We start from the raw sequence: 25,022 nt of genomic DNA on the forward strand, positions 1-25,022 counted from the left end.
ATCAATGGCTTCTGTAAGTTTAACATTTTGTATGTTTTGTAAAACTAACATTTAATTTATAAATAGTAAACATGTTTAAGAAAAAAGAGAAAAATACAAGTACCCCTGACTATTCTACAAACGAGAGAGCAGCGAGCTATAAAAGCTTATGCTTAACTTTCTTCATGTTGTTTTTCTAAAAAATATTAAATTTATCTTTAAGTATTTGATGATATTGTTTCTCCGTTTTCTCTTTTTTAGTTTTCTTTCCATGCCGAGTTTCTGTAAAACTTTGCTTAGTGAGTGCAATATGCCCGTGTTCAATTAATTTGCAAATAATATTTCCTTTATTTACTGGCGATTTTGGATGCTCTATAACCATGTTTTGTATAGCATTCACTTTCTTTTCATTTAAAGGAAATTGACTATTTTTAGTGATTACTAATGTATTACCTATACTCCATCTTTAGTTGATGATTTTCGTCATAATGAGAAGAAGGGTGATACGGAATAGAAGGAATATCAGAAATGTTTTGTAAACGTTTTTTATATTCCTCTAAGTACCGTTTTCGGTCTTCTTCATTATGGGATGGTGTCCAGGCAATAAATGGTTCAACAGGCTCTAAACCAGAAAAATAAAGCATGCCATGATTAATATGATAAAGTATCTTCTCATGCATATCCCCATCCATCCCATATGGCGTATAAGCATGTTTAGGAGAACCTGTTGTAGTAGACAACATCGCTTTTCTGCCTTTCAGTTTACCTGTATCATATCTTTCGTCCCTTGAATAAATAAATCCAGAAGCAAATACTCTATCAAACCACCCTTTCAAAATGGCAGGAGTAGAATACCACCATAATGGGAATTGGAAAATAACAAAGTCTGCCCAAAGAAGTTTTTCTTGTTCCGCTTGAATATCGGCAGAAAAATTGTTTGTCTTAGTTGCTTGTTTTTGTTCTACTGCATATTTTAAGAACTCTTTATTTTCCTGCTGGATAAAGTCGTTGCTATCGGCAACAGCTTTGAAGTTCATAGCATATAAATCTGATACTTTGACTTGATGGCCTAAAGAAGTTAATTCTGAAACAGCTAGGTCCTTTAATGCTCCATTAAAAGACTTCGGCTCTGGATGAGCGTAGATAATTAAAATATTCATTCTTACATCTCCTTTGATACAATTTGTTTTTTAAATGATGTATTTGCAATTAATACACCGGACAGAATGAGCAAAGCACCTAAATATTCTTGGCCCCCCATGTTTTCATTTAGAAAGATAAAGGCAAATACTGCTGAAAAAACTGGTTCGAGAGAAAATAAAAATCCTGTACTTTCAGGAGTAGTATATTTTTGAGCAATTGGCTGTATCACAAAACCATAAGCAGAGCAAATAATTGCTAAACCAAGTATTGCGGACCACTCTATTACTCCGTTGGGTAGTACAGGTGTTTCAAATATGAAATTCCCTATGAGGGCAAATAGAAATGCAAAACCAAGTTGGAAAATTCCTAGTTGAAGTGCATCCACTTTTTGAACAAAATAGTTTGTAACTATAATGTGTATGCCATAGAGAAAAGCAGCTACCAAACAAAATAGAGATCCCAGTGCAAATGTAAAATCATCTTTAATAGTAAGGAGTGCTAAACCGATAGAAACAGTTATTACTCCGCATATTACCTCTTTTCGTGGTAGTTTCCTTGTAATTAGTGTTTGTAAAACAGGCACTAATATTACAGTTGTACTTGTTAAAAAACCGGCTGAAGAAGCAGATGTCGTTTTCATTCCATACATAAGTGATATAAAAATCCCGCATAATAATATTCCAACAATTGCGCTGTAATATAATAATTTAATATTAAAATTAATTAATTTATTGTTAGCTATTAAAATCATAATCAGAAATGCAATCCCAAATCGTAAAGCTACTACTGTAAAGGGAGAAACTGTATCCGCAAGAATTTTCATAAAAATATAAGATGTCCCYCAACCTATAGAGACTGTAGCTAATAGAAAATTAGCATGTTTTTGTGTCATTTGTTTTTATCCTTTCATGTTTTAATGATAGCTATATGTTATCATCTGTATTTACATTAGTGAAACGAATATTTATAATGCAACTATTAGAATTTCTAATGCAAGGGGCGATTAAATGAATGTATATCATGCTTTTATTAAAGTAATTGAAACAGGGAATTTTACCAGAGCTGCTGAAGAACTAGGCTACACCCAATCCGCAATTAGTCAAATGGTAAATTCATTAGAAAAAGAATTATCAACAACTCTTATCTTGCGATCAAGAACTGGAATTACCCTTACACCAGATGGCGAAGAGTTTTTGCCGTATATTAGAAATATCAGCAATTCACATAGAGAATTGCTAGAGAAACACAAAGAGATGAGGGGATTACAAAGTGGGCTTATTCGAATTGGAACATTTTCTAGTGTTGCATGTCATTGGCTACCGTATTTAATAAGGAATTTTAAGAAAGAGTACCCAGCTGTTCAGTTTGATATATATCAAGGGGAATATACAGTTATTTGTAATTGGATCAAAGAAGGATTTGTAGATTTTGGCTTTGTTAATCCAGATGCCGTGTCTAATTTAACAAGCATTCCACTACAAGAAGATGAAATGCTTGCCGTATTGCCAGCAAATCATTGTTTAGCATCTAAAAATAAAGTTTCATTGGAAGAATTAGTGGAAGAGTCTTACATACTTTTAAATGAGGGAGAAATAAATGAAGCGTTAACCATTTTTGAACAAAATTCCCTTGAACCTAACATACAATACCGAATACATGACGATTATGCAATTATGTCTATGATTGAACAAGGTCTTGGTATATCAATTTTACCGGAACTTGTCTTAGATAGGTGTCCGTATAATATTGTAACAAAATCAATTTCGCCACCAGTTTCGCGCACAATAAGTTTGGCATATAAAGACAAAAGGGTATTACCAATAGCAAGTAGATATTTTATTGAATTTCTCATTAAAAATTTTAAAGAAACAGGTTCCGAATTGAAAAATAAATAAAAAGGCTAGTTGAAGTACAATTCTTTCTAATATCTCTTAGGGGAATGAAAGTAAACCAATATTTAAAGGTTTACTTTTGTGCTTGTAAGAGCGACAAAAAGAACTTGTAGGAATCACTACAAGTTCTTTTTTAGATAATGTAAAAAAGTTTAAACAAACTATCTCATAATTTGAATCGGAGCAAACACTCTAACTACGGGTTGCTTTCATTATATATCAAATCTTAGCATACTGAGTTTTTATATTTGAAAATTATGTGAATTAAGAAAACGATGGAGGTTATCGATATCTATATCCCTAAAAATTCCAATTATTTATTTTGTACAAAATACTTTTAAATAACATCTATATCATAATAAATTGCGGAAAATATAAGTATAGGTCAATAAAGAAGAATGTAGCATTCTTACGGCATCACATATGCTTATATTCAATAGTAATTTACATATGTAAAGTGAAATCATAGTTATGTTCACCTATAAACTATAAAAACAGATATTTGTTAACTATCTCCATTCTTTTGTTTGGGTACCGCCAGTATGAATTAAGGATAAAAACAAAAAACTTGAGTATACTTCGCACACGCTCAAGTTTTTTGTTTTTTATTTATTGTGTAAAGATAGCAACACATGAACTCGATAAATATATTCCTCAATTCATGATGATAGTCCTATTACTGCAGTAACTCTTGTATACACTCTTGTACAAGAGTTACTGCCTGACTCATAGTAGCACCACCACCAAATGCAGCTGTCACTCCCACCGTCTCAAAGATCTCCTGTTCTGAAGCTCCTTGATCTAGACATCCTTTAATGTGATAAATAATACAATATTCATCCTGAGAATAAAGGCTAATACCTAAAGCAATTAACTGCTTTTGCTTTTTTGATAAGGTGCCTTCTTTAAAGCATTCTTCCGTAAAGGAATTAAATTCTTCGGCTAGTTTAGGCATCTTCTCAGTAAATAAACCCAAACCATACTTATAATGAAGAAGTGCAGATTCTGTAGAATTTCTACCTTCAAATTCCATATTTAATCCATCTCCATTTCTCATATTTCTTAAACAAAAGTTAGTATGAACCTAATGGGAATTGATTAAACAAAAATGATATTTATATCAAGCTGAGTGAAAGAGGAGAGAGGATTTAGAGGTACGATATAACAAAAAATTAACTGATAGTATGGCACACACGATATGGATAATCCATTGACTTCTGTCAAAGGATAACGTAAAAAGGAATTGATGATATGGAAAAACAGAGTGTAGTCAATACATTAAATGCCTTTCTAAAAGGGCAGTACATGGGTATTCATGCCTATGAGCATTATATAGATAAGTTAAAAGATCCAGAAATAAAAAAGGAATTTCAAAGAATACAACAAGATCACAAACAACATGCCTTAGAAGTAGCAGAAAGAATACAAAATCTAGGAGGAGTGCCGGTTGATAATGAAGGAATCGTTGGCTCTGTTCAAGGTTTGATAAGTCAATTTACAGCACCAGATACAACTGAAGAAATTGTAAGTAGCGCGTTAAAGGGCGAAGGTTATTATGGCGTTCAAATATCAGAAGAAATTGTACAAGGTGATTTAGATCCAGAAAGTCATATGTTAATACATGATATTTTAGATAAAGATAGGGAACATGTAAATGTATTAAAACAACTTACGCATTAACATTTTTAGTTACGCTGTATCATAATTAAAAGAAGTTATTTAAAATAACTCCACATATTTTCACAAGACAGGAAAATACTAATACTTGTTTTAGTACTTTAATTCTAAAGTATTAAAGCAGGATTACTAACTGCGATACTAGGAGGACGTTACTATGAATATTCGTGAAGGATTAATTCCGACTACATTAGGTACAGCAGTTACAGCTGCGGGTTATGCCTTGAAGCAAACTCGTGGATCTAATAAGATGATTGCAAATACAGTATTTGGATTTGGTTTAGCTCACGTTGTTTTAGGTGTAATTGATCTTGTGGAACATCGTCGTTAGAAGAAAGGGCAAGCACATTTTGATGCTTGCCTTTTTAATTTGTAAGTATTCATTATTTTTGTTTGTCTTTTGAAAGTAATCCATGAATTAAGAACGAATTAAATGTATTATGTCGATAAGATGGTTACAAGCTACATATGTATACAAGAAGGATTTTGCTATCTAGGTTAAAATAATGGGCTCATTACTAGAAAAAGTTACCAACTTCCAAAGGGATATTAAAAGATCCGGTTCTGGTGCAAAAACTTCAGGACAATTGCAATCAATCTACAAATCTTGGACATACTGATACTACTAGTCTAAAGAAGGTGCGTGATTGGTATGGAAAAAGAAAATGTATTCAAATGGAAGCATTATCAGCCTGATATTATTTTGTTAACAGTAAGATGGTACCTACGGTACAACCTCAGTTTTCGTGATTTAGTGGAAATGATGGAGGAACGAGGTTTATCCATTTCTCATACAACGATTATGCGTTGGGTTCATCAGTACGGTCCTGAATTGGACAAACGAATCCGACGTCACCTTAAACAAACAAATGACTCATGGAGAGTCGATGAAACATATATCAAAGTAAAAGGTCAATGGATGTACCTGTATCGTGCTGTTGATTCGAAAGGAAATACAATCGATTTTTACCTAAGCAAAACAAGAGACCGGAAGGCTGCAAAGTGCTTTTTCAAAAAGGCTTTGCATTCTTTTCATGTTTCAAAACCTCGCGTTATAACAGTCGATAAAAATCCAGCTTATCCTATAGCAATTGAACAGTTGAAAAAAGAAAAAAGCATACCTGGTCGTATGCGACTTAGACAACAAAAGTACTTGAATAACATAGTAGAACAAGATCATCGCTTTATAAAGAAGCGAATTCGTTCTATGCTAGGGTTCAAATGTTTTGACACAGCTACATCCATTCTTTCTGGAGTAGAAGCCATGCATATGATAAAAAAAGAACAGGTTGATTTACGGGACCAGTCTGTCCAAAATCAGARAGAATTCATCCATCAATTGTTTGGACTTGCAGCATAAGATACGATTCYGTTAGGAATCTATGCGCTTTATTATCTTTTTGCACCAGAACCATTTTTCATGTTATTAACACCTCTTTAGGTTAGTATTTATTTTGGCGTGTTCTTCTATTGGGAAATACATTTCTCGATTTCCTTTATAATAGAAGTAAATCGACTTGGTTATAAATCGTGTTTTCGAAATGATACAACACATTCCTTTTTAGTATGAAATTGAAACAACAAGAACAGATCGATTAGTCTGTTTCTAACATCATAGATTTATATTTTCGAACGTGTTGCGCAAATGATTTCGATGCGGAGTTCAAGGTTAAATGGGCTGAAGTTAATAAGTAGTCTGCTATATGTTGTCTATTAATTACGAAAAGGGCACTCCATTGAGGGAGTGCCCTTTTCGTAATTAATGATGTTAACGGATAAAAAACTCTTTGTATTACCAGGATTCACCGTGGCTGGATTGCATGTACATAATTGTACTAGATTTAGTCGAATCAACTTGTTTCTTAGAATCTGATTGTGAAGAGAATGATAACCCTATAGATAATGCAACTGAAAGTGATAAACCTAAAATCGTTCCAAAAAGTTTTTTCATTATTTTAACGCTCCTTTTTCGAAAGTTTTTTCTTTAGCTTGATGACTAATATAAAAGTATTTACTAGCTTTGACAGTGTCGCTTTCTTCGTAAAACTTGATTGCTAATTTTTCAGTGTATTCTTGTGTGTAATTATAGAGTTGTTGTGTGTCGAAAAATGAGATAGCTTCCAAATTTATTTGTATATTGGTATGTATATACTAGCAAGAAATTAAGTGTGATAGATTGAAAGAAAAAAACTTTTTCAATAATGTTCTGATAATTCTAAGGGTAATTAGAATATAAATAGAAAAGGAATTCAATAGGATTCCTTAGGTGGTGATCACTTATTTATTGCCAAAAAATAAGTGAATCGAGCAAGTATGACTATTGCACTTAAAACAAATAACAGCCTTTTTGTAAAGTGAATCTACATAAACTGATTCAAAATCTTATAAGAATCCATATGGAAAGTGTTCATTCAAATAACAAACAGCCCAAGTTCCAATGAGGAACTTGGGCTGTTTGTATGTTGTATTTCCTTAGTATTGTAAATAAGCATTTTACTCCATCGCTATCAAGATAAAAGAACAAGTGATCCCACTTTATGGTTATATGCAAAACTAAAAAAAACATAAACCAGCAGAACTTTTGTATTTTGCTATTTTACGCATTCCACCCTGCACAAAAAAATATTTCTCAACATTTTATTTGTTGAAAAAGATTGAATATTCTCTATAAAGAGAATATTATGTTGCTATCGGCAAAAAAAATGATAATTCGCAGGCACTGGGGAGGAAATACATTGAAAAAGAATAAGAAGTTAAAACCTTTATCAGTTTTAGCAACAGCGGCAGTACTAAGTAGTAGTTTTGCTTTTGGAAGTCATGCAGCTTATGCTGAGACACCACCAACACCATCTCTACCAATAGATGAGCATTTAATACCGGATGAGCGTTTGGCAGAAGCACTAAAACAACGGGGCGTAATTGATCAATCTGCATCACAAGCTGAGACGTCAAAGGCTGTCGAAAAATATGTTGAGAAAAAGAAAGGGGAAAACCCTGGTAAAGAAATCTTGACAGGAGATAGTCTTACGCAAGAGGCTTCTGATTTTATGAAAAAAGTAAAAGATGCAAAAATGAAGGAAAATGAACAGGCGCAGCAGCCTACAGTAGGGCCAGCAGCTGGACAAGGTGCTGGATTGAATTCTAGTAAATTAAATGGAAAAGTACCTACTGCACCAGCGAAGCAAGAAGAGTACAACGGTGCTGTTCGAAAAGATAAAGTACTTGTTTTACTTGTAGAATTTAGCGATTTTAAGCATAACAATATTGATCAAGAGCCAGGATACATGTATTCTAAGGACTTTAATCGTGAACATTATCAAAAAATGTTATTTGGTGATGAACCATTTACGTTATTTGATGGATCGAAGATTAATACATTTAAACAATTTTATGAAGAACAATCTGGCGGGAGCTACACAGTTGATGGAACTGTAACGGAATGGCTTACTGTTCCAGGGAAAGCTTCAGATTACGGTTCGGATGCGGGTACTGGCCATGATAACAAAGGTCCTTTAGGGCCACGTGATTTTGTGAAAGAAGCATTAAAGGCAGCGGTAGCAAAAGGAATTAATTTAGCAGACTATGATCAATTCGATCAATATGATCAAAATGGTGATGGAAATAAAAACGAGCCAGATGGCATTATTGATCATTTAATGGTTGTACATGCTGGCGTGGGTCAAGAAGCTGGCGGCGGTAAATTGAAAGATGATGCGATTTGGTCTCATCGTTCAAAACTTGGATCAAAACCATATGCGATTGATGGCACAAAATCTTCTGTTTCAAATTGGGGCGGAAAGATGGCTGCATACGATTATACAATCGAGCCTGAGGACGGAGCAGTTGGTGTGTTTGCGCATGAGTATGGTCATGATTTAGGCTTACCAGATGAGTACGATACAAAGTATTCAGGACAAGGTGAACCTGTTGAGTCATGGTCTATTATGAGCGGCGGCAGCTGGGCTGGAAAAATTGCAGGAACAGAGCCAACAAGTTTCTCACCACAAAATAAAGAGTTTTTCCAAAAGAATATGACGGGCAACTGGGCGAATATCGTTGAGGTAGATTATGATAAACTTCGCACAGGAGTCGGTGTTGCAACATATTTAGATCAAAGTGTTAMAAAATCAAAACGACCAGGAATCGTTCGTGTTAACTTGCCAGACAAAGATATCAAAAATATCGAATCGGCATTTGGTAAGAAGTTTTATTACAGTACAAAAGGAAATGACATTCATACAACACTTGAGACACCAGTATTTGATTTAACAAATGCAACGAATGCTAAGTTCGATTATAAGGCATTCTACGAACTTGAAGCGAAGTATGATTTCCTTGATGTATATGCGATTGCAGAAGATGGAACGAAGACACGTATTGATAGAATGGGCGAAAAAGATGTAAAAGGCGGCGCGGATACAACTGATGGTAAGTGGGTTGATAAAACTTACGATTTAAGCCAATTCAAAGGGAAAAAAGTAAAGCTGCAATTTGAGTATTTAACAGATATTGCAGTAGCTTATAAAGGATTTGCGTTAGATAATGCAGCATTAACTGTAGATGGCAAAGTTGTTTTCTCTGATGATGCAGAAGGCCAGCCAGCAATGACGTTAAAAGGATTTACTGTATCTAACGGATTGGAACAGAAAAAAAATAACTACTATGTAGAGTGGAGAAATTACGCTGGTTCTGACACGGCGTTACAACATGCGCGTGGTCCAGTATTTAATACAGGAATGGTTGTATGGTATGCGGATCAAAGCTTTACAGATAACTGGGTAGGCGTTCATCCAGGTGAAGGATTCCTAGGAGTAGTAGATTCTCATCCAGAGGCAATCGTAGGAACATTAAACGGACAACCGACTGTGAAGAGCAGTACGCGTTATCAAATTGCCGATGCGGCATTCTCATTTGATCAAGCGCCAGCATGGAGAGTAGATTCGCCAACTCGCGGTATCTTTGACTATAAAGGATTACCAGGAGTTGCAAAATTTGATGATTCTAAGCAGTACATCAACAGCGCTATTCCAGATGCAGGACGTAAGTTGCCGAAACTAGGATTGAAGTTTGAAGTAGTAGGTCAAGCTGAAGACAAGTCTGCAGGTGCAGTTTGGATTCATCGATAGAATAAGGTGAAATTAAGAGGGAGCTGCCTCATAAGTTGGTGAAACCGACTTATGGACAGCTCTATTTTTATTGTAGAAACGGGCAGTTTAGGAACCAGTTCATAGAAAAGAAAGATRCAAAATTCATTRTTTGATTTCGGCTGAGGAATTTGATTCATCTATTTTGTGTTTGCTAATAAATGTATTAATGCTTGTTTTAATGGTGTAGCTTGACGTTCTAATAATAAATTTAAATCGGTATGTGTTGATTCTAACCCTCCTTCAAGAATCCCTTTTTGAGTCATTATGAACGTCTTATTACCAATAGATAGAACGTATTGAGCACAAGCACATTTAATTGGAAGAAAATCAAACAACTTATAAGAGCCTTTCTACATTTTATCCCGCTATTTGTGGGCAGTAAGATCCCCACCTCAAAATTCAGCAAAAGCAAAGAAGTTAGGTGGGGGATCAACTGCCTGTAAAAGCCCGATTGGTGCGGGCTAATAATCAGTGGGGGATGAACAAAACCCCCACTGATTAAAGTTTCACTTTATTGTAGAACGGCTCTTATATTTTTACATCAAAATTAAATAACTTTATTATCATTACACAGATATGTATATGAATGTTACATTAGTATTTTTCTTCTTAATTTATATATTCGCAAGTAAAATAGCATAATATCAGTATGAATCCCTATAGTAATATGAATTTTTGCATATTTTGAAATTCAGTATATCCTCCGAAAACTTTTGATTGTATAATGTGTTTTGTCATATTCTTTTAGATTTTTTGACAAAAAATAACAAAAAATAGAAGACGTATTGGGAGAAGGCATTATGTACACAAAACTATTAAAATCAATTACATCATTATCACTAATAGGTGGTGCTTTATTATATACAAATGGCAGTGATGTGAAAGCTGCTGAAGCGGGCGTTTTTTCTGATGTGCCTACATCGCATTGGTCGTATCCGGCGATTAAAGATTTAGCGGACAAAAATATTATTTCAGGTTATGGAAATGGGATATTTGGTTTTGGAGATGTTGCGACGAGGGAGCAAGTTGCAGCTTTAATTTATCGAGTGCTAGTGCCGAATAAGCAAGGCGGTTCGTTTAGTAATGATGGAACTCGTTACGTATTAAAAGATGGCTCTACGTTTAAAAATCCTTACGGTGATATTAATCGAGATTCTACAATGTTTCCAGAAGAGGTATTAACTTTAACGAATTTAGGGGTTTTTAAAGGTGATGAAAATGGCCGATTTAGACCTAAAGCTTCTGTGAGTCGTGCGGAAATGGCACAAATTCTTACAAATGCTTTTCATCTTTCTGCTAAACAAAAACATACATTTAATGATGTTCCAAGTCCATTTTGGGCAGAAAATGCGATTAGTGCGGTGCAATCAAACGGAATCGCAGATGGTACAGGCGACGGGGAATTTGAACCATATGGCACAGTAACACGTGAACAGTATGCACAGTTTTTATATAAAACTTTGAAATCTAAAAATACTGATGTAAAGGATACAGGAGATGCGGCATTATTAACAGCATTCAAAAATGAAGTGCAAACGCGTATTAATGCGTACGAAACGAACATTACACTTCCATATAAAACGAAAAATAGTAATACAAAAGAAGTGATGAATACACTTTTCACCGCATATAAAGAAGTCGCAAATAAAAATGAGTATACAAATTATAATAGATCGAATGTTTCATACTCACTATCTGGATCGCCCGGGAATTATACGTTTACGCTACATATTACATATCGCGAAACGAAAGAACAAACCGAGTATGTGATGAAAGAAGCGAAAGCGATCGTTTCTTCTATTATTCAAGTCGGTATGGATGATCATGAAAAAGTGAAGGCGGTTCATGATTACGTAGTAAAACATGTTTCTTACGATACGTCTTATAAAGCGTATACAGCATATGAGGCACTCGCGAATCGTTCTGCCGTTTGCCAAGGTTACACCCTATTAACCTATCAATTATTAAAAGAAGCTGGAATTGAGAATCATTTTGTAGTAGGAACTGGAGACGGTCAGCCTCATGCTTGGAATTTAGTTAAAATTAATAACAAATGGTACCATCTTGATACAACATTCGATGATCCAATACCTGATAAACAAGGGCGAGTAACATATTCTTATTTCAACTTATCAGATGAACAAATTGCAAGAAATCACGAGTGGAACCGCGGGGACTATCCGCAGGCTACAACAAATTATTATGACACACTTACAAATAAAATTGCAGCGGGTAGCTCTAAAACAACTGCATACGAGCAAATATTAAAAGATACAAAACTAAATTATTTAGCAGATGAATACGTTGCGAATAACTATAACGAATTAAAAAGTAAAATGCAGCAGCGCTATAGTGCAAAGCCTGAAAAGATTGAAATTCTGTATAAGCAATCAATGGACGGCGCACTGCAAGATGTGAAGAAGGCAATTGGAGAAATTCGTTTCCCGCAAGGCGCGAACCGTGTTTCTTATAAAGCGGAGCCGTATAATGCAAAAGAAGGGTATTCTTTGGTGACGATTACGTTTATGTATTAAAAACAACCTAGATMCATGTAAGGGATCTAGGTTGTTTTTTTATACCTAAATTTGACATATACAGTCGGACTGTATAAAATGAAACTATACAGTTGAACTATATAGTTTAGCTATATAACTATCGTTACATTGGAGGTCTCAATGAATAGAGATAAAAATTTACCATTAACGGAAACAACGTATTACGTTCTTTTAGCTTTATTAGAGCCAGCACATGGATATTTAATTATGCAAAAGGTAGAGGAACTTAGTAATCATCAAGTGAAAATCGCGGCGGGTACATTATATGGTGCGGTTGAAAATTTATTAAAGCAACAATTAATAGAATCTGTAAAAAGTGAAGATAAACGAAGAAAAGTGTATGTCATTACTGAACGCGGGAAAGAAGTATTACACTTAGACTTTATGAGGATGCAGCACATTGTTGGAGTTACAAAAAGCTTATTAAATGTATAGTTAGGGGGAAGCGATGATGTGGAGATTGAAATTCTTTTTAGATTTTGAAAAAGAGGAGAAATGGTTAGAAGAGATGGCTTGGAAAGGCTATCAACTAAAAAGTAATACATTTGGTTATAGATTTAGAATCGCAGAACCGGAAGATACGAAAATTAAAATAGATCATCGAATATTTAATAGACGAAGTGATTTTATTAATTATTGTACGTTATTTGAAGATAGTGGCTGGAAGCATATAGCCGGTAAATGGTGGTCTGGTACGCAATATTTTAAAAAGGTAAATGAGGAAAGTGAAGATGACATTTTTTCAGATCAAATGTCACGAGCAGGGAAGTATAAACGTCTATCTAAGACATTTTTAGAATTAGCAATATGTTATTTGCCGCTGTTAATCCTGTTTATGTTTAATAATACGGTTAATATAGGAGCGATTATAAATCCAAGAGAACTGTACTTTACACCGGGTTTATGGGATAAGCAAGGTGCAGCATTTTTAGGGTCATTCTTATTTGAAACACCATTTGCATTAATGAGAGGAATTGCAGGGCTATTTATTCCGGTTGCGATTGGTATGTTTTTCGTTTGCTCGTATAAAGCAAATAGGTTGTATGAAGAGAGAAAATGATATGGATCCCCTTAAGGCTGATGCTTTGAGGGGATTATTTTGGATTCATAAATGCATCTTCTTAAAATAGATTAATGAAAAGGATGCGGATTGGAAACAAATTATCATGATTTTAATTTTTATAAATCAAAAAAGGCATTTAATTAAGTAGGGGTCTCGACACATCTCCTATAATGATTGATATGTTACGTCTTTCAAAAGAATCTACTTTATAGAGTATGCCTACAATTTATATTTTACTATTTGTATTTTCATGAATATGTATAATTACATAAAGTTCAAGAGAAAAAGAGAGTATACTTTGGAATTGTGTAATAAAGATAAGGTCCACCTAAGGAAATAGGTGGGCTTTTTTAACGTATAAAGAAAAGACACTCATATGAGTGTCTTTTTCGATAGTTTTTTAGCAGAAGCAAGAAGCTCCAACTATGATTAATAAAATAAATAATACAACTAATAAAGCAAAGCCGCCGCCACAACTACTACAACTACCACCAAAGCCCATAACAGTTCCTCCTTTAGATAAGAGGAGAAAACAAGAGGTCACTCATGTATTTTAACGGATTCAATTTACTTTATGTATTTACGCATGAATTGAGCAGGTCCTTTTGAAAATAAAGAAAAGAGACCCTAAGGTGCCTTCCTCCGACTTGAACCACTTTCTCTGAATTAAAATGGTATTCTCCTAGTAAATTGATATGTTCCCAACCTAAAGGTGATATATGATGCAATAAGTTCTCATTAAAACTACCTATCCGTTTTGGATATTTAACTGCTTTTGTTAGATGTAAAGTATTCCAGATACTGATGGCATTGATAATTATGTTTAAGGCACTGGCCCTTTGCAATTGATGCTGTATGGTTCGCTCACCTTGTTTTCCGAAGAAAATAGCTCTTGCAAGTCCATTCATGGCTTCTCCTTTAATTCGAATGGTAGCARCACCTTTTAATAGAATTGTCCCCTTGGTTTAACAAATGCTTTTTTGTAAATAATATGTTTGTTAAAAAATTAATTAAGGGGGACTTGTATGCCACAGGATCGAAAAGCAGAAGTTCAAAACGATGCATACGAAGGAAAAGAGATCATGCCAGATAATCCACAATATCTACCGCGTCACGTGCAAATGGAGCTGCCTCACGAATTTTCTGTAAATCCTCTGTTTGCCCGCGAAGGAGAATCAGTCGTTCCGCGCTTTCACATGCCTGATGAAGGCATGTTACCAGAAACAGCGTATCAAATCGTCCATGATGAAATTGCTCTTGATGGCAATGCCCGCTTGAATCTTGCAACATTCGTTAGCACATGGATGGAGCCTGCCGCAGAGCACTTATATGCCAAATCATTCGACAAGAACATGATTGACAAGGATGAATATCCACAGACAGCCGAAATTGAGGAGCGGTGTGTCCGCATTTTAGCCAACCTCTGGCATTCGCCCACCCCCCTTACGACTATGGGCGTTTCAACAACTGGATCGTCGGAAGCATGTATGCTCGGGGGGCTTGCGTTAAAGAGACGCTGGCAAAATGCACGCAAAAGCGAAGGGAAGCCGGTGGATCGGCCCAATATTGTGTTTAGTTCTGCTGTTCAAGTCGTTTGGGAAAAATTCGCGAACTATTGGGAGGTTGAACCACGCTATGTGAAGGTTAGCCCAGAGCATCCCCGATTGGATCCTCAGGGGGTCCTCGCTGTCGTGGATGAAAATACGATTGGTGTAGTACCGATTCTCGGTGAGACTTATACCGGGCTTTACGAACCGGTGTCCGCGATTGCGAAAGCGTTGGACGATTTACAGGAGAGGACGGGCCTCGACATTCCCATGCATGTGGATGCGGCTTCGGGGGGATTTATAGCACCGTTTCTTCAACCAGATTTAGTCTGGGATTTTCAATTACCGAGGGTGAAGTCCATCAATGTATCCGGACATAAATATGGATTAGTCTATCCTGGGTTGGGTTGGATAATTTGGCGGGAAGCTGAAGATCTCCCTGAGGATCTAATCTTCCGCGTCTCCTATTTGGGCGGGAACATGCCGACTTTTGCCCTGAATTTCTCTCGTCCTGGCGCACAAGTGCTCCTGCAATATTACAATTACCTGCGTTTGGGGAAAAGTGGGTACTATGATGTCCAAAGGGCTTCTCAGAAAGTCGCTCTTTTTCTTAGCGAGGCGATTCAGAAGATGGAACCGTTCGAACTTTTGTCCGATGGTTCGGATATTCCGGTTTTCGCTTGGCGACTGAAAGATGGTTACACATTAAACTGGAATCTTTATGATTTATCTCGACAATTGCGTGTGTTCGGTTGGCAAGTACCCGCCTATCCATTGCCTCCAGATATGGAAGCGGTGACGATTATGCGCGTTGTGGTTCGAAATGGATTTTCCATGGATCTCGCGCATTTATTTTTGAGGAACCTCAAACAGACCGTTGCCTTTCTGGATTCCCTGGACGGGCCTATGCCACATGATACGAAATGTGATAATGGGTTTCATCACTAAATGAAAAAAGCCTAATTTCTTCATATTTAATTGAGAAATTAGGCTTTTTAATATTGAAATTTCCTTAACGTTGTAAATCAGCATTTTTCTGACGCTACCCCATAAAGAAAARACACYCAWATAWGAGTGYCTTTTCTRATAGTTTGTTTAGCAGAAGCAGCTAGCTCCAACTATGATTAATAAAATAAATAATACAACTAATAAAGCAAAGCCGCCGCCACAACTACTACAACTACCACCAAAGCCCATAACAGTTCCTCCTTTAGATAAGAGGAGAAAACAAGAGGTCACTCATGTATTTTAACGGATTCAATTTACTTTATGTATTTACGCATGAATTGAGCAGGTCCTTTTGAAAATAAAAAAGACACCTTTTAAGGTGTCTTTCTCCGATTTGAACCATCTCAAGTTTAATGATAGGGGGTCTCGCCACATACCTATCAAGCTGAAGGGGATCTTTTTTTTAGCTTTTAAAGAAATCCTCCATCATTTTAGCGCCTTCAATGTTCAATGTCACACCTTCTACTGTATCCTTCTTCTCATCTTTAGCGATCGTAATTTGCTCCTTATTATCAACCCACACAAGAAATTCTTCTTTTGAGTCATCTTTATATGTAACGGTTATAGTAGAATGTGCAGATGCTCTCTTTTTTTGATCTAAAGTGATTGTTTTAGGTGTTCCATTTTGAACTGCCGAAATGATAGATTTTATCATTTCCTCATTGTCTGTTTGAGATTTGGAAGTAGTGTTATTTGTTGTTCTAAATATCTCGATGTCTGTGATATTTGCGGAGTTTAATTGAAATGTATTTTGTGTATGTTCCTGCTTAGCTTGTGACGTCTTATCTGTAGCCGAGGTGCTTGTACAACCAATTAAAGTAAAAGATAGAACACTTAGAGCACATATATAAATGATTTTTTTCATTTTATCCCCTCCTCTAATTTAATTATAACAATATTCTGTTAGTTTAGGTAGTTATTGTAAAAGGAAGGTAGAATAATATTTCATCCTTACAAAATTGTCACATTCATGTAAGGTAATTCAATAGATTAGATACTTTTTCCATGTCATAATAAAGACATAAGAAAGCTAATTAAAACTACAACTTATTAGGAGAGTGTCAGTCATGATTGTAACAACAACGTCTGGAATTCAAGGTAAAGAAATTATAGAGTATATTGATATTGTAAATGGTGAAGCTATTATGGGTGCAAATATTGTCCGCGATTTATTCGCTTCAGTTCGTGATGTTGTCGGTGGTCGTGCTGGTGCTTATGAAAGCAAGTTAAAAGAAGCTCGTGATATTGCAATGGGAGAAATGAAAGAACTTGCAAAACAAAAAGGTGCGAACGCTATCGTTGGTATTGACGTAGATTATGAAGTTGTTCGTGATGGAATGTTAATGGTTGCTGTAAGTGGTACAGCTGTACGTATATAATTAAATAAAAAAACAGGCTCACCCCTTGAAGCTTATGCTTTGAGGGGATTTTTTTGTTTTCAAGTAGTAGAAGTAAAAAGAATGAGCTTGATCCTTTAGGAAAAAGCCCATTCTTTTAATTTAAGCTATAAGATCTTTCGCTTTTATTTTTCTTTTGTTCATGACTAAAGTTAAAATGAACAAAATTAAGCTTAGGATTGCCATTATAATAAAAACTTGCGTATAACCATCAAAATAGTCGCGGGTAATTCCTGCTAAGACAGGAATAAATCCGCCCATAATGTACCCTCCGGACTGCATCATAGCAGTCCATGCACTCGCATCTTCTGAAGTTTTTGTTTCATATAGCGGTAGCATGAGAGCGAGTGGGAATACGCCGCCGAGCCCGATACCTAGTAAAATAGAAGGGATCCATGGTGTAGTAAGTGGGTAAATCATAAGCGATAAACCTACGAGTACGAAGCATATACTCCCTAATAACCAAAGTGCTCGGTTTTTATAAATATCCGCTAATGTTGGAATTAAAAAGCTACATATCATTTGAATAACTGTAAATACAGTTATGAGAGTACCAGCTTGTTCGCTACTGACGCCCATATTTTGATTTGCGGGCGCAAGCCAAGTTGTAATGGAGTAAAAGATTCCTGATTGTAGTCCGAAAAAGATTGTGAACAACCATGCTTTTTTATTTCTTAAAGGTAAACTATTATTCTTTTTATCTTGTGTACTCGTATTCTTTTTTCGTTTCATAACCGGATACCAAAATATAATAGCGATAATAGTAAGTACACCCCAAAAAGCGAGTGCCATATTCCAAGATCCTTTTAATACATGTTGTAAAGGAATCGTTAATCCTGCACTTAAAGAAGCGCCAGTTCCCATGCCTACTGAATATATTCCAATCATTAAGCCGATTTTCGTAGGGAATTTTTCTTTAATAAAACCTGATAGTAACGGACCTGCAAGTGCAATTCCAATGCCGATAAATAAAGAGCTCGCGAATAATGTGGAAATGGAAGAGGTAAAAGCCCTCATACATGTAGCAAAGCCAATTAAAATAAGACAAGCCATAATTGCTTTTTCTGCCCCATATTTTTTAATTACCTTCCCAGTCAGTAAGGCGAATGTCCCCATACAAAAAACAGGAATGGCTGTTAAAAAACTAACGGAAAAATTGCTTATATTTAAGTCTTGTCGGATTGTTTCTAATAAAGGTGAAACAGATGTAATTCCGATACGTAAATTAATAGAAACAAAAAATAGTGCTAGTATATACAAATAAGTTCGTCCTTGATGTTTCAATTTAATTTTCTCCCCTCTTAAACATCAGACGTTATTCAGTATATCATCTGATGTTTGAGTGTAATATATAAGGAGCTTATTTCAGCTCCAAATTTTGAACGGCGTATGTTCGTGCCTCTTCGGTACTTTGTTTTAAAATAGCTTGGAATAACTTTTCATGAATGTCAGAGTTATCTTCATAGTTCACTGTATTTAATATTAATTGGCTTAAAATGTGGCGAAGGGCAGGTACGAAAGATTGATATAAATCAAGTAGAACTTCGTTTTTGCTCGCCTTTGCAATTGCTAGATGAAACTGAATATCTGCGTCTATGTATGCTACATAATTTCCTTCTTGAAGGGCATTTTTTCTTTTATTCAAATGTCCTTTTAAGTATAAAAGGTCCTCTTCACTTCGGCGCTGTGCCGCTAACATCGCTACTTCTTTATCCAACATATTTCGTGCTTCATATACATGATTAATATTAGCTGTTTGCAATCGTTTTTCAAATGAATCTTGTGCTGTATTTAGTGAGACAATACGAGTACCTTGTCCTTGTCGAACCTCTAATATGCCAGCATGTACTAATATCTTTATGCTTTCTCGCAGCGTTGAACGTCCTACACCTAACTCTTCCATTAATTGCGGCTCTGTAGGGAGGCGATCACCAACTTCATACTCGCCAGAAAAGATTTTTTCTTGTAAACGTTCCAACACTTCATCGACTAATTTCCGTCGAGAAACTTTTGAAAAAGATTTCTTTTCGTTTATATTCATCTGCTCATCTCCTGTTATATTCGCTTTTATGATAACCAATTTAAGTTCTGTTGACAATGTTATTTTTTAGGGGGGAGAAGTGGGGTTAATAATGTTGATGAATAAATGAAAGGACAGTACATATTTTATATGACTCATATGTACTGTCCTCACTTATTCCACAATCGCGTCGATAGCTATTCATGAATAATTGTTGCCTTGCTTGCTATAAATTTCATAAGCAAAAAATCCAAATAAATAGCCTATTCCAGCTCCTAAACTAAGTGCAAGCAGTAAAGAATCCGGGAAAAATATGCCGAAAATCAAACCGATAGTACAGCCAAAAATCATTCCCATTGGTATTAAACTATCTAATAAATTTTGAGCTTCTTTTGATTTTTTCTTACCTAATTTTCCTTGAGTATATTTATGTTTCATTCTAGCAATTACATATAATACAATTCCTCCAACTATTACAACAGGTGCAATTGCTGTAATTAACCACATGTTAGAATCTCCTTTCACCTTTTAATAGAATGATACCAGATAATTACAATTGTATACTCCTAAACGTACTATCTAGTCTATTTAAAAAATCAATCAAAATGAATTCTTCAACCGCATTTAATAACTCGTCAAAAACACTTTCCCTTTTGTTTTTTCAGCAGACTGAACGACATCAATCGCAGTTTTCAAATCTGCTAAGTCATACGTAGAATGTACTGTCATGAAAYGTAATTGTTTATCTTCTACTAAGCGAATTAAGTGACGAAACGTTTCTTGCCATTTATATGCGGACACTTCTTTATTCCAATGTCGTAAATGAAATATATTCGCGTGCACCTTTGCTTTCGTGACAATCTCTGCCCAGTTTACTTGTATTCCTGATAGAAGGCCTATAGTTAAAAAGTGCCCGTTTGGACGTAAAGAAAAAGCTAATTCATTTCCATCGGATCCTCCAATAGAATCAATCGCAGCATCTGCACCTAGCCCATTTGTTAACTCCATAACTGTTTCATAAAGCGGGGTAGTGGAAGTATCTATTACATGATGGGCACCAAGCTGAAGTAATTCTTCTGTATGTTTACTATTTCTAGTTACTGCAATTAATCGGAAGTTTAAAATTTGTGATAATTGAACAAAAAGGTGTCCAATAGCGGATCCACAAGCGTTCACTAATAAAACATCATTCTGTTTTAAGTTTAGCGTTTCTGTACACGTAACCCACGCTGTAAGGGGATTAATATACATTTGTGCCGCTGTGAAATCATCAATGGAATCAGGAATAGGGACTACAAAGTCAGCTGATGTTGTAACAAACTCTTGCCAAGTACCTTCTCCGCGTAATGGCAAAACACGTTTGCCGATAAGGTCTCTAGAAACGCCTGCGCCTACATCTTCTACAATACCAACACCTTCATAACCAGGTACGTTAGGTAAAGGGATCCTATGTGAGTATGCTCCACTTACTGGAATTAAATCAGATGGATTAATCGGTCTGACTAGCATACGAACTAAAACTTCATTATCTTTTAATGGTTCTATATTTTTATATTCAACCTGTAACACATCTTTCGGATTGCCAAACTCATGAAATTGAATGCATGTTCCGCGCAAAATAAATGGTCCCCCTTAGTGTGATTGGATTAATTATAGCATTTTGGGTTTAAATGATTATTTCATTAGCACTAAATAAAGAGGAACAGACAGTCGTCATTTATACATCTGATAAAATCGTAGAAAATGGTATTGCTGTGTTTAAAAAATTTAATAAAAAATAGGCTCGACCCTTGAAGTTTATGCTTTGAGGGGATTTTTATTGTGCAAATTTCAAAAAGATAAATGAATTATGTAGCATTGTATGAATTGTAGAATTGATTTTCTAAATAAGTTATTAGGTACATAGTAATATAATAAAAAGACGCCCTTGTGAGCGTCTTTTTCCAACTTGAGATAGATGTATCATTATTGTTCTGCTAAGGTACATAATTCTCGTTTAAAGCTTTTTCACACAAATGATCTGTGTATCAATTTTTTTGATATACAGATCATTTGTATGATAATTCTTATAGATAATTGCTGAATAATAATTTTACATAAATGCTTTTAAAAGTTCTTGAACCAATGGAATTACTCCACCTACGAATTTTAAAACTGCCATTGCGATTTCCATATGATTGCCTCCTTTTTTTAATAGTAAGATGTAATGAATCTTTATACCCTCATTATAGTAAGCGTTTACAAATACATCAATGCATTTCGATATGCAATATTTCATATTTGTATTCAGTAATGAGGAATCAGTAATTTATCAAAAAGTAAGGTGCATCTTGTATAGTATAATATAATGGTGGAGGTCAGATATGAAAAAAATAAGTTCAAATATAGATTTGGATACAAATGTATTGGAAGCGGTATTTATTCCAAGAAGGTTTATTATTTTATGGATCACACTCGTATATATAGCTTCAATGCTTTTAGAATTTCGTAATAATATTTTCTCTATGGATAGTTTTTTCTTTACAATAGTCATTGTTATTCATACTATTTTTCATTGGTATTCGAGTTCATTAAAAAATAGGCAATTGTTGTACTTCTTTTTTGTACAACTTTTCATTGTGTTTTTGGCTGCATTTATTGCAACAAATGCTTCGATAGCGATTTTTGTTGGATTAACTCCTATTTTAATCGCCCAAAGTTTATATGTTTATCACAATATATTTAAAGTAATGATAGTTTTTACTCTTATGTATGCAATATTTTGTGCTGCAATTAGTATTAATTATGGTGTGAATAAATTAGCTATTCTTATCTCTATGTTTCTTTTAGTGTTAGCAATTATTATTCCTTTTTCTTATATTAATAAGCAGCAATTTGATGCACGTAATCGTATACAGAGCTATATTCAAGAGTTAGAGTCTGCATATATGAGAGTGGAAGAATTGACATTGGCTAATGAAAGGCAGCGTATGGCAAGAGATTTACATGATACGTTAGCGCAAGGTGTAGCGAGCTTAATTATGCAATTGGAAGCAATAGATGCCCATATGCAAAAAGGGAATACAGGACGATCTCAAGAGATTATGAAACAAACTATGGTAAGAGCGAGACAAACTTTACATGATGCAAGGTTGGTTATTGATGATTTGCGTCATACTACTAATTCATTTAATGAAGCAGTAAAGGAAGAGGTTCAACGTTTTTCTGAAGCTACGTCTATACATGTGAGACTTACTATTCAAAGTCCACCGTATATTTCAAGCGTAGTAAAAGAGCACTGTTTATATGTAATTAGTGAATGTTTAACGAATATCGCAAAACATTCGCAGGCAGCAGATGTAAATTTAAATGTTGAATATATCGATGATCTTGAAAAACTTACTATTGAAGTTGAAGATAATGGAATTGGTTTTGACACTGGATATATCGGTAAGAATCCTGGACACTATGGTTTAATTGGCTTAAATGAGCGTGTTCGATTGATTAAGGGAGAAATACATATATTGAGTGAAAAGATGAAGGGTACGAAAGTGTATATTCAAGTGCCTATAAATAAAGAAGGAGATAGTCATGAAGTATAACGTATTAATTGTGGATGATCATTTCGTTGTAAGAGAAGGTCTGAAATTAATAATAGAAACGAGTGATTCATTTCAAATTATAGGTGAGGCTGCAAACGGAGAAGAAGCCCTTTCTTTCATAGAAAAAAAGAAACCCGATGTTATTTTAATGGATTTAAATATGCCTAAAATGAGTGGTTTAGAAACGATTGAGGCTTTGAATAAAAAACAAAATCATACGCCGATTATTATATTAACTACTTATAACGAAGATGAATTAATGTTAAAGGGAATTGAGCTAGGAGCAAAAGGATATTTGCTAAAAGATACGGATCGTGAGAATTTATTTCGAACGTTGGAAGCGGCTATTCGAGGTGAGATTTTACTACAACCAAATATTATGGAAAAGATAGTGAAGTATAAAAGGAAAGAAGTACATGCTGATAAGGTTGCAGAAAATAACTTAACAGATAAAGAATTGTTTGTGTTGAAAGCTATTGCGCGCGGATATAAGAATAAAGAAATTGCATTTGATATGGGGATAGCTGAGCGAACGGTAAAAGCGCATTTAACAAATATATACAATAAATTAGGCGTTAACTCACGGTCAGAAGCAGTAGCTGTGTCTATTGAAAGGAAGTTAATTCATTTTTAAAACATTATATATGCCCAATCGTACATTATAGGCTTGCCCTTTTGTACGATTTTTTTATTTCTTCCTTATGTTATGCTTCAGAAAGTATGAGAGATCTAAGAACAGTACAATTACAGACTTTTTCTTTTATCCCAACATAGAACGTATTGCTGTAAATTCATTCAAAGATTGCAGTTGATAAGAAATGGGGGAGTTAACACAGATGTTTCTACCTATTACTACATTTGATAGGTTTAGTTGGCTGGGAAATGTTGCATTCTCTTCAGAAAAGATTAGCAGGAATCGAGCGCTTTCGAGGGCCGAAGAACTAAATGCTAATTTGTATGAAGAGAAATGTATAGATTCAGTTAGTAATATTCATGAGGAAATAACGATAGATTTTGTGAAATATGGTGATAATTATGTATCGGGTCATGCGGAACCTTATTCAACAATTGTCATAACGAGCGGCGATATGCTTGTTGGAAGTGGACGGGTTAATGAGTATGGAGAATTTAAAATATATACGAATAATCATCTGGAAGAGTATTTGATAATAAAAGTTCAGTCGATATTAGGTGGTTTTTATCAAGAGAGTATAATAGTAAAGGTAGATTATTAATTTATAATGATTCCAGTTTTTATTTTCTAAATAAAAATGAAAGGAAGCAACAAATTGTTGCTTCCTTTTTCTATTAAGCCGAAGCTTTCTTCATTCTCTCAAGTAAACTAGATAAAATATGCGTACGATAAGATTCTAGTTTTTTACCTTCGTAAGTACGAATACCTAATTTTTTAAGTTCTTTTACATACCAACCTTTGCTTCCGAAATACATGTGATCGCTCCCCTTCAACTTTGTTTATTTGTCCTGATTGTACTTGGAGGTACGGGCAATATAATGAAGGAAATGAATTTCGTGCGAAAATGGTTAACTTTGTTGCAAAAGACATATATACTAAGGGTAGTATATAACGAGGTGGGCAAGACGTGATTATAGAGAAGCACGAAATTCAAATTGACCAAATTACGAGCGGTAAAGTGAATATCTTTACTTTCTATAGAAATAGAAAGCAAGTTGACGATTACTTTTTACAATTGCAAGAACCATCGCTTACAGCAAACTACTTCTTCCATTTTCATTTTGATGCAGAGAGCCTTCATCTTCTGCAGGAAGAGTTTCCGAGCGTATATCCGTACGACCGTAGTGACACGATTCACGACTGGACGGAAAAGATGAAAGCGGAATTGCAACATCAGATCCAAACAGGTAAATGGAATAAACGCGTACGTATCGGTAATCGCATTCTAGATGTGGTGTTTACGTGGTGTGACGAAGATATAGTAGAGTGAAAAAGAAGCGGATGACGCTTCTTTTTTTAGCGCTGGAATAAAACGAGCT

27 protein-coding genes and 4 pseudogenes are annotated in these 25,022 nt (G+C 35.0%); 14 read left to right on the forward strand and 17 right to left on the reverse strand.

What is annotated here, in order from left to right; translation table 11 throughout:
• Positions 1–175: 175 nt before the first annotated feature.
• From AC1DTM_RS07375 to AC1DTM_RS07385, 3 genes and pseudogenes are all read right to left on the reverse strand, one after another.
• Positions 176–394, reverse strand: a pseudogene (locus AC1DTM_RS07375) (arylamine N-acetyltransferase); the annotation flags it as partial.
• A gap of 34 nt (positions 395–428) precedes the next feature.
• On the reverse strand, positions 429–1,139 hold the full coding sequence (locus tag AC1DTM_RS07380; protein WP_088098762.1) for an NAD(P)H-dependent oxidoreductase: 711 nt from the start codon (positions 1,137–1,139) through the stop codon (positions 429–431).
• 2 nt (positions 1,140–1,141) lie between these two features.
• The gene (locus tag AC1DTM_RS07385) at positions 1,142–2,014 is read right to left on the reverse strand and encodes a DMT family transporter (protein ID WP_477000130.1); all 873 of its coding nucleotides are present in this window, start codon (positions 2,012–2,014) and stop codon (positions 1,142–1,144) included.
• Positions 2,015–2,129: 115 nt separating this feature from the next.
• Between AC1DTM_RS07385 and AC1DTM_RS07390 the strand changes: the two genes are divergently transcribed.
• A complete protein-coding gene (locus AC1DTM_RS07390; RefSeq protein ID WP_016103928.1) occupies positions 2,130–3,017 on the forward strand; it encodes a LysR family transcriptional regulator in 888 nt (295 codons plus the stop codon).
• A 673-nt stretch (positions 3,018–3,690) separates the two neighbouring features.
• Here the strand turns inward: AC1DTM_RS07390 and AC1DTM_RS07395 are convergent.
• Positions 3,691–4,047, reverse strand: a complete 357-nt coding sequence (locus AC1DTM_RS07395; protein ID WP_016103929.1) for a carboxymuconolactone decarboxylase family protein — start codon at positions 4,045–4,047, stop codon at positions 3,691–3,693.
• Between the two features lie 218 nt (positions 4,048–4,265).
• Between AC1DTM_RS07395 and AC1DTM_RS07400 the strand changes: the two genes are divergently transcribed.
• The 3 genes from AC1DTM_RS07400 to AC1DTM_RS07410 all read left to right on the forward strand — a co-directional run bounded on the left by AC1DTM_RS07400 (position 4,266) and on the right by AC1DTM_RS07410 (position 6,051).
• On the forward strand, positions 4,266–4,694 hold the full coding sequence (locus AC1DTM_RS07400; RefSeq protein WP_016103930.1) for a ferritin-like domain-containing protein: 429 nt from the start codon (positions 4,266–4,268) through the stop codon (positions 4,692–4,694).
• 154 nt (positions 4,695–4,848) lie between these two features.
• Complete coding sequence (locus tag AC1DTM_RS07405) at positions 4,849–5,022, forward strand: hypothetical protein (protein ID WP_001025956.1); 174 nt, start codon at positions 4,849–4,851, stop codon at positions 5,020–5,022.
• A 321-nt stretch (positions 5,023–5,343) separates the two neighbouring features.
• The gene (locus AC1DTM_RS07410; RefSeq protein ID WP_477000131.1) at positions 5,344–6,051 is read left to right on the forward strand and encodes an IS6 family transposase; all 708 of its coding nucleotides are present in this window, start codon (positions 5,344–5,346) and stop codon (positions 6,049–6,051) included.
• A 432-nt stretch (positions 6,052–6,483) separates the two neighbouring features.
• Here AC1DTM_RS07410 and AC1DTM_RS07415 read toward each other — a convergent pair whose 3' ends face one another.
• Together AC1DTM_RS07415 and AC1DTM_RS07420 are read right to left on the reverse strand one after the other, a co-directional pair.
• A complete protein-coding gene (locus AC1DTM_RS07415; protein WP_016103932.1) occupies positions 6,484–6,642 on the reverse strand; it encodes a hypothetical protein in 159 nt (52 codons plus the stop codon).
• Positions 6,642–6,824: pseudogene (locus AC1DTM_RS07420) on the reverse strand (hypothetical protein); the annotation flags it as partial. The pseudogene AC1DTM_RS07420 and the gene AC1DTM_RS07415, both read right to left, overlap by 1 nt.
• Positions 6,825–7,426: 602 nt before the next feature.
• Here AC1DTM_RS07420 and AC1DTM_RS07425 point away from each other — a divergent pair.
• On the forward strand, positions 7,427–9,817 hold the full coding sequence (locus AC1DTM_RS07425) for an immune inhibitor A domain-containing protein (protein WP_477000132.1): 2,391 nt from the start codon (positions 7,427–7,429) through the stop codon (positions 9,815–9,817).
• 158 nt (positions 9,818–9,975) lie between these two features.
• Here the strand turns inward: AC1DTM_RS07425 and AC1DTM_RS07430 are convergent.
• Positions 9,976–10,104, reverse strand: a pseudogene (locus AC1DTM_RS07430) (SDR family NAD(P)-dependent oxidoreductase); the annotation flags it as partial.
• 534 nt (positions 10,105–10,638) lie between these two features.
• Here AC1DTM_RS07430 and AC1DTM_RS07435 point away from each other — a divergent pair.
• From AC1DTM_RS07435 to AC1DTM_RS07445, 3 genes are all read left to right on the forward strand, one after another.
• Entirely contained in the window at positions 10,639–12,372 is a 1,734-nt protein-coding gene (locus AC1DTM_RS07435; protein ID WP_016103935.1) for an S-layer homology domain-containing protein, read from the forward strand.
• A gap of 141 nt (positions 12,373–12,513) precedes the next feature.
• Positions 12,514–12,828: a PadR family transcriptional regulator gene (locus AC1DTM_RS07440; RefSeq protein ID WP_002134744.1), complete on the forward strand. Its 315-nt coding sequence runs from the start codon at positions 12,514–12,516 to the stop codon at positions 12,826–12,828.
• Positions 12,829–12,844: 16 nt separating this feature from the next.
• On the forward strand, positions 12,845–13,453 hold the full coding sequence (locus AC1DTM_RS07445; protein ID WP_033714640.1) for a DUF2812 domain-containing protein: 609 nt from the start codon (positions 12,845–12,847) through the stop codon (positions 13,451–13,453).
• 403 nt (positions 13,454–13,856) lie between these two features.
• On the opposite strand, the gene AC1DTM_RS07450 is transcribed toward AC1DTM_RS07445, so the two are convergent.
• Together AC1DTM_RS07450 and AC1DTM_RS07455 are read right to left on the reverse strand one after the other, a co-directional pair.
• A complete protein-coding gene (locus tag AC1DTM_RS07450) occupies positions 13,857–13,958 on the reverse strand; it encodes a YjcZ family sporulation protein (RefSeq protein WP_000505688.1) in 102 nt (33 codons plus the stop codon).
• A gap of 70 nt (positions 13,959–14,028) precedes the next feature.
• Positions 14,029–14,376: pseudogene (locus AC1DTM_RS07455) on the reverse strand (Tn3 family transposase); the annotation flags it as partial.
• Between the two features lie 105 nt (positions 14,377–14,481).
• Between AC1DTM_RS07455 and gad the strand changes: the two are divergent.
• Positions 14,482–15,951: a glutamate decarboxylase gene (gene gad / locus AC1DTM_RS07460; protein WP_016103938.1), complete on the forward strand. Its 1,470-nt coding sequence runs from the start codon at positions 14,482–14,484 to the stop codon at positions 15,949–15,951.
• A gap of 147 nt (positions 15,952–16,098) precedes the next feature.
• Here gad and AC1DTM_RS07465 read toward each other — a convergent pair whose 3' ends face one another.
• Positions 16,099–16,200: a YjcZ family sporulation protein gene (locus AC1DTM_RS07465; RefSeq protein WP_000505688.1), complete on the reverse strand. Its 102-nt coding sequence runs from the start codon at positions 16,198–16,200 to the stop codon at positions 16,099–16,101.
• A gap of 214 nt (positions 16,201–16,414) precedes the next feature.
• Positions 16,415–16,876 (reverse strand): hypothetical protein, encoded by a 462-nt coding sequence (locus AC1DTM_RS07470; protein WP_016103939.1) that lies wholly within the window; start codon positions 16,874–16,876, stop codon positions 16,415–16,417.
• Positions 16,877–17,078: 202 nt separating this feature from the next.
• Between AC1DTM_RS07470 and AC1DTM_RS07475 the strand changes: the two genes are divergently transcribed.
• Positions 17,079–17,390 (forward strand): heavy metal-binding domain-containing protein, encoded by a 312-nt coding sequence (locus tag AC1DTM_RS07475; RefSeq protein WP_000637508.1) that lies wholly within the window; start codon positions 17,079–17,081, stop codon positions 17,388–17,390.
• 120 nt (positions 17,391–17,510) lie between these two features.
• Here the strand turns inward: AC1DTM_RS07475 and AC1DTM_RS07480 are convergent, their stop codons facing one another.
• The 5 genes from AC1DTM_RS07480 to AC1DTM_RS07500 all read right to left on the reverse strand — a co-directional run bounded on the left by AC1DTM_RS07480 (position 17,511) and on the right by AC1DTM_RS07500 (position 21,706).
• Complete coding sequence (locus AC1DTM_RS07480; RefSeq protein ID WP_033714642.1) at positions 17,511–18,698, reverse strand: MFS transporter; 1,188 nt, start codon at positions 18,696–18,698, stop codon at positions 17,511–17,513.
• Positions 18,699–18,768: 70 nt separating this feature from the next.
• Positions 18,769–19,449 (reverse strand): FadR/GntR family transcriptional regulator, encoded by a 681-nt coding sequence (locus AC1DTM_RS07485; protein WP_016103941.1) that lies wholly within the window; start codon positions 19,447–19,449, stop codon positions 18,769–18,771.
• Between the two features lie 180 nt (positions 19,450–19,629).
• Positions 19,630–19,935 carry a hypothetical protein gene (locus tag AC1DTM_RS07490; protein WP_477000133.1) on the reverse strand — a complete coding sequence of 102 codons (306 nt, stop codon included), beginning with the start codon at positions 19,933–19,935 and terminating at the stop codon, positions 19,630–19,632.
• A gap of 117 nt (positions 19,936–20,052) precedes the next feature.
• Positions 20,053–21,045, reverse strand: a complete 993-nt coding sequence (locus AC1DTM_RS07495; protein ID WP_477000134.1) for a zinc-dependent alcohol dehydrogenase family protein — start codon at positions 21,043–21,045, stop codon at positions 20,053–20,055.
• A gap of 475 nt (positions 21,046–21,520) precedes the next feature.
• A complete protein-coding gene (locus AC1DTM_RS07500) occupies positions 21,521–21,706 on the reverse strand; it encodes a hypothetical protein (RefSeq protein ID WP_002030171.1) in 186 nt (61 codons plus the stop codon).
• A gap of 85 nt (positions 21,707–21,791) precedes the next feature.
• Here AC1DTM_RS07500 and AC1DTM_RS07505 point away from each other — a divergent pair, with 85 nt between their 5' ends.
• The 3 genes from AC1DTM_RS07505 to AC1DTM_RS07515 all read left to right on the forward strand — a co-directional run bounded on the left by AC1DTM_RS07505 (position 21,792) and on the right by AC1DTM_RS07515 (position 24,244).
• Positions 21,792–23,009, forward strand: a complete 1,218-nt coding sequence (locus AC1DTM_RS07505) for a sensor histidine kinase (protein WP_016103944.1) — start codon at positions 21,792–21,794, stop codon at positions 23,007–23,009.
• Positions 22,999–23,643 (forward strand): response regulator, encoded by a 645-nt coding sequence (locus tag AC1DTM_RS07510; RefSeq protein ID WP_016103945.1) that lies wholly within the window; start codon positions 22,999–23,001, stop codon positions 23,641–23,643. The genes AC1DTM_RS07505 and AC1DTM_RS07510 overlap by 11 nt, the downstream gene beginning before the upstream one ends.
• A 202-nt stretch (positions 23,644–23,845) precedes the next feature.
• Positions 23,846–24,244 carry an Ig-like domain-containing protein gene (locus AC1DTM_RS07515; protein WP_016103946.1) on the forward strand — a complete coding sequence of 133 codons (399 nt, stop codon included), beginning with the start codon at positions 23,846–23,848 and terminating at the stop codon, positions 24,242–24,244.
• Between the two features lie 73 nt (positions 24,245–24,317).
• Here AC1DTM_RS07515 and AC1DTM_RS07520 read toward each other — a convergent pair whose 3' ends face one another.
• Complete coding sequence (locus tag AC1DTM_RS07520) at positions 24,318–24,458, reverse strand: YflJ family protein (protein ID WP_000273535.1); 141 nt, start codon at positions 24,456–24,458, stop codon at positions 24,318–24,320.
• 152 nt (positions 24,459–24,610) lie between these two features.
• Between AC1DTM_RS07520 and AC1DTM_RS07525 the strand changes: the two genes are divergently transcribed.
• On the forward strand, positions 24,611–24,973 hold the full coding sequence (locus AC1DTM_RS07525; RefSeq protein ID WP_016103947.1) for a hypothetical protein: 363 nt from the start codon (positions 24,611–24,613) through the stop codon (positions 24,971–24,973).
• Positions 24,974–25,022: the final 49 nt, after the last annotated feature.

This window comes from Bacillus sp. P4_D3 (assembly GCF_056401855.1).

What these genes read in the sequence shown, in the direction of transcription:
- AC1DTM_RS07450 (WP_000505688.1), bottom strand. Translation starts at nt 13,958, where the DNA reads ATGGGCTTTGGTGGTAGTTGTAGTAGTTGTGGCGGCGGCTTTGCTTTA.
- AC1DTM_RS07470 (WP_016103939.1), bottom strand. Translation starts at nt 16,876, where the DNA reads ATGAAAAAAATCATTTATATATGTGCTCTAAGTGTTCTATCTTTTACT.
- AC1DTM_RS07465 (WP_000505688.1), bottom strand. Translation starts at nt 16,200, where the DNA reads ATGGGCTTTGGTGGTAGTTGTAGTAGTTGTGGCGGCGGCTTTGCTTTA.
- AC1DTM_RS07405 (WP_001025956.1), top strand. Translation starts at nt 4,849, where the DNA reads ATGAATATTCGTGAAGGATTAATTCCGACTACATTAGGTACAGCAGTT.
- AC1DTM_RS07510 (WP_016103945.1), top strand. Translation starts at nt 22,999, where the DNA reads ATGAAGTATAACGTATTAATTGTGGATGATCATTTCGTTGTAAGAGAA.
- AC1DTM_RS07400 (WP_016103930.1), top strand. Translation starts at nt 4,266, where the DNA reads ATGGAAAAACAGAGTGTAGTCAATACATTAAATGCCTTTCTAAAAGGG.
- AC1DTM_RS07380 (WP_088098762.1), bottom strand. Translation starts at nt 1,139, where the DNA reads ATGAATATTTTAATTATCTACGCTCATCCAGAGCCGAAGTCTTTTAAT.
- AC1DTM_RS07445 (WP_033714640.1), top strand. Translation starts at nt 12,845, where the DNA reads ATGTGGAGATTGAAATTCTTTTTAGATTTTGAAAAAGAGGAGAAATGG.
- AC1DTM_RS07435 (WP_016103935.1), top strand. Translation starts at nt 10,639, where the DNA reads ATGTACACAAAACTATTAAAATCAATTACATCATTATCACTAATAGGT.
- AC1DTM_RS07490 (WP_477000133.1), bottom strand. Translation starts at nt 19,935, where the DNA reads ATGTGGTTAATTACAGCAATTGCACCTGTTGTAATAGTTGGAGGAATT.
- AC1DTM_RS07500 (WP_002030171.1), bottom strand. Translation starts at nt 21,706, where the DNA reads ATGAAATATTGCATATCGAAATGCATTGATGTATTTGTAAACGCTTAC.
- AC1DTM_RS07415 (WP_016103932.1), bottom strand. Translation starts at nt 6,642, where the DNA reads ATGAAAAAACTTTTTGGAACGATTTTAGGTTTATCACTTTCAGTTGCA.
- AC1DTM_RS07395 (WP_016103929.1), bottom strand. Translation starts at nt 4,047, where the DNA reads ATGGAATTTGAAGGTAGAAATTCTACAGAATCTGCACTTCTTCATTAT.
- AC1DTM_RS07505 (WP_016103944.1), top strand. Translation starts at nt 21,792, where the DNA reads ATGAAAAAAATAAGTTCAAATATAGATTTGGATACAAATGTATTGGAA.
- AC1DTM_RS07440 (WP_002134744.1), top strand. Translation starts at nt 12,514, where the DNA reads ATGAATAGAGATAAAAATTTACCATTAACGGAAACAACGTATTACGTT.
- AC1DTM_RS07515 (WP_016103946.1), top strand. Translation starts at nt 23,846, where the DNA reads ATGTTTCTACCTATTACTACATTTGATAGGTTTAGTTGGCTGGGAAAT.
- gad (WP_016103938.1), top strand. Translation starts at nt 14,482, where the DNA reads ATGCCACAGGATCGAAAAGCAGAAGTTCAAAACGATGCATACGAAGGA.
- AC1DTM_RS07485 (WP_016103941.1), bottom strand. Translation starts at nt 19,449, where the DNA reads ATGAATATAAACGAAAAGAAATCTTTTTCAAAAGTTTCTCGACGGAAA.
- AC1DTM_RS07475 (WP_000637508.1), top strand. Translation starts at nt 17,079, where the DNA reads ATGATTGTAACAACAACGTCTGGAATTCAAGGTAAAGAAATTATAGAG.
- AC1DTM_RS07520 (WP_000273535.1), bottom strand. Translation starts at nt 24,458, where the DNA reads ATGTATTTCGGAAGCAAAGGTTGGTATGTAAAAGAACTTAAAAAATTA.
- AC1DTM_RS07390 (WP_016103928.1), top strand. Translation starts at nt 2,130, where the DNA reads ATGAATGTATATCATGCTTTTATTAAAGTAATTGAAACAGGGAATTTT.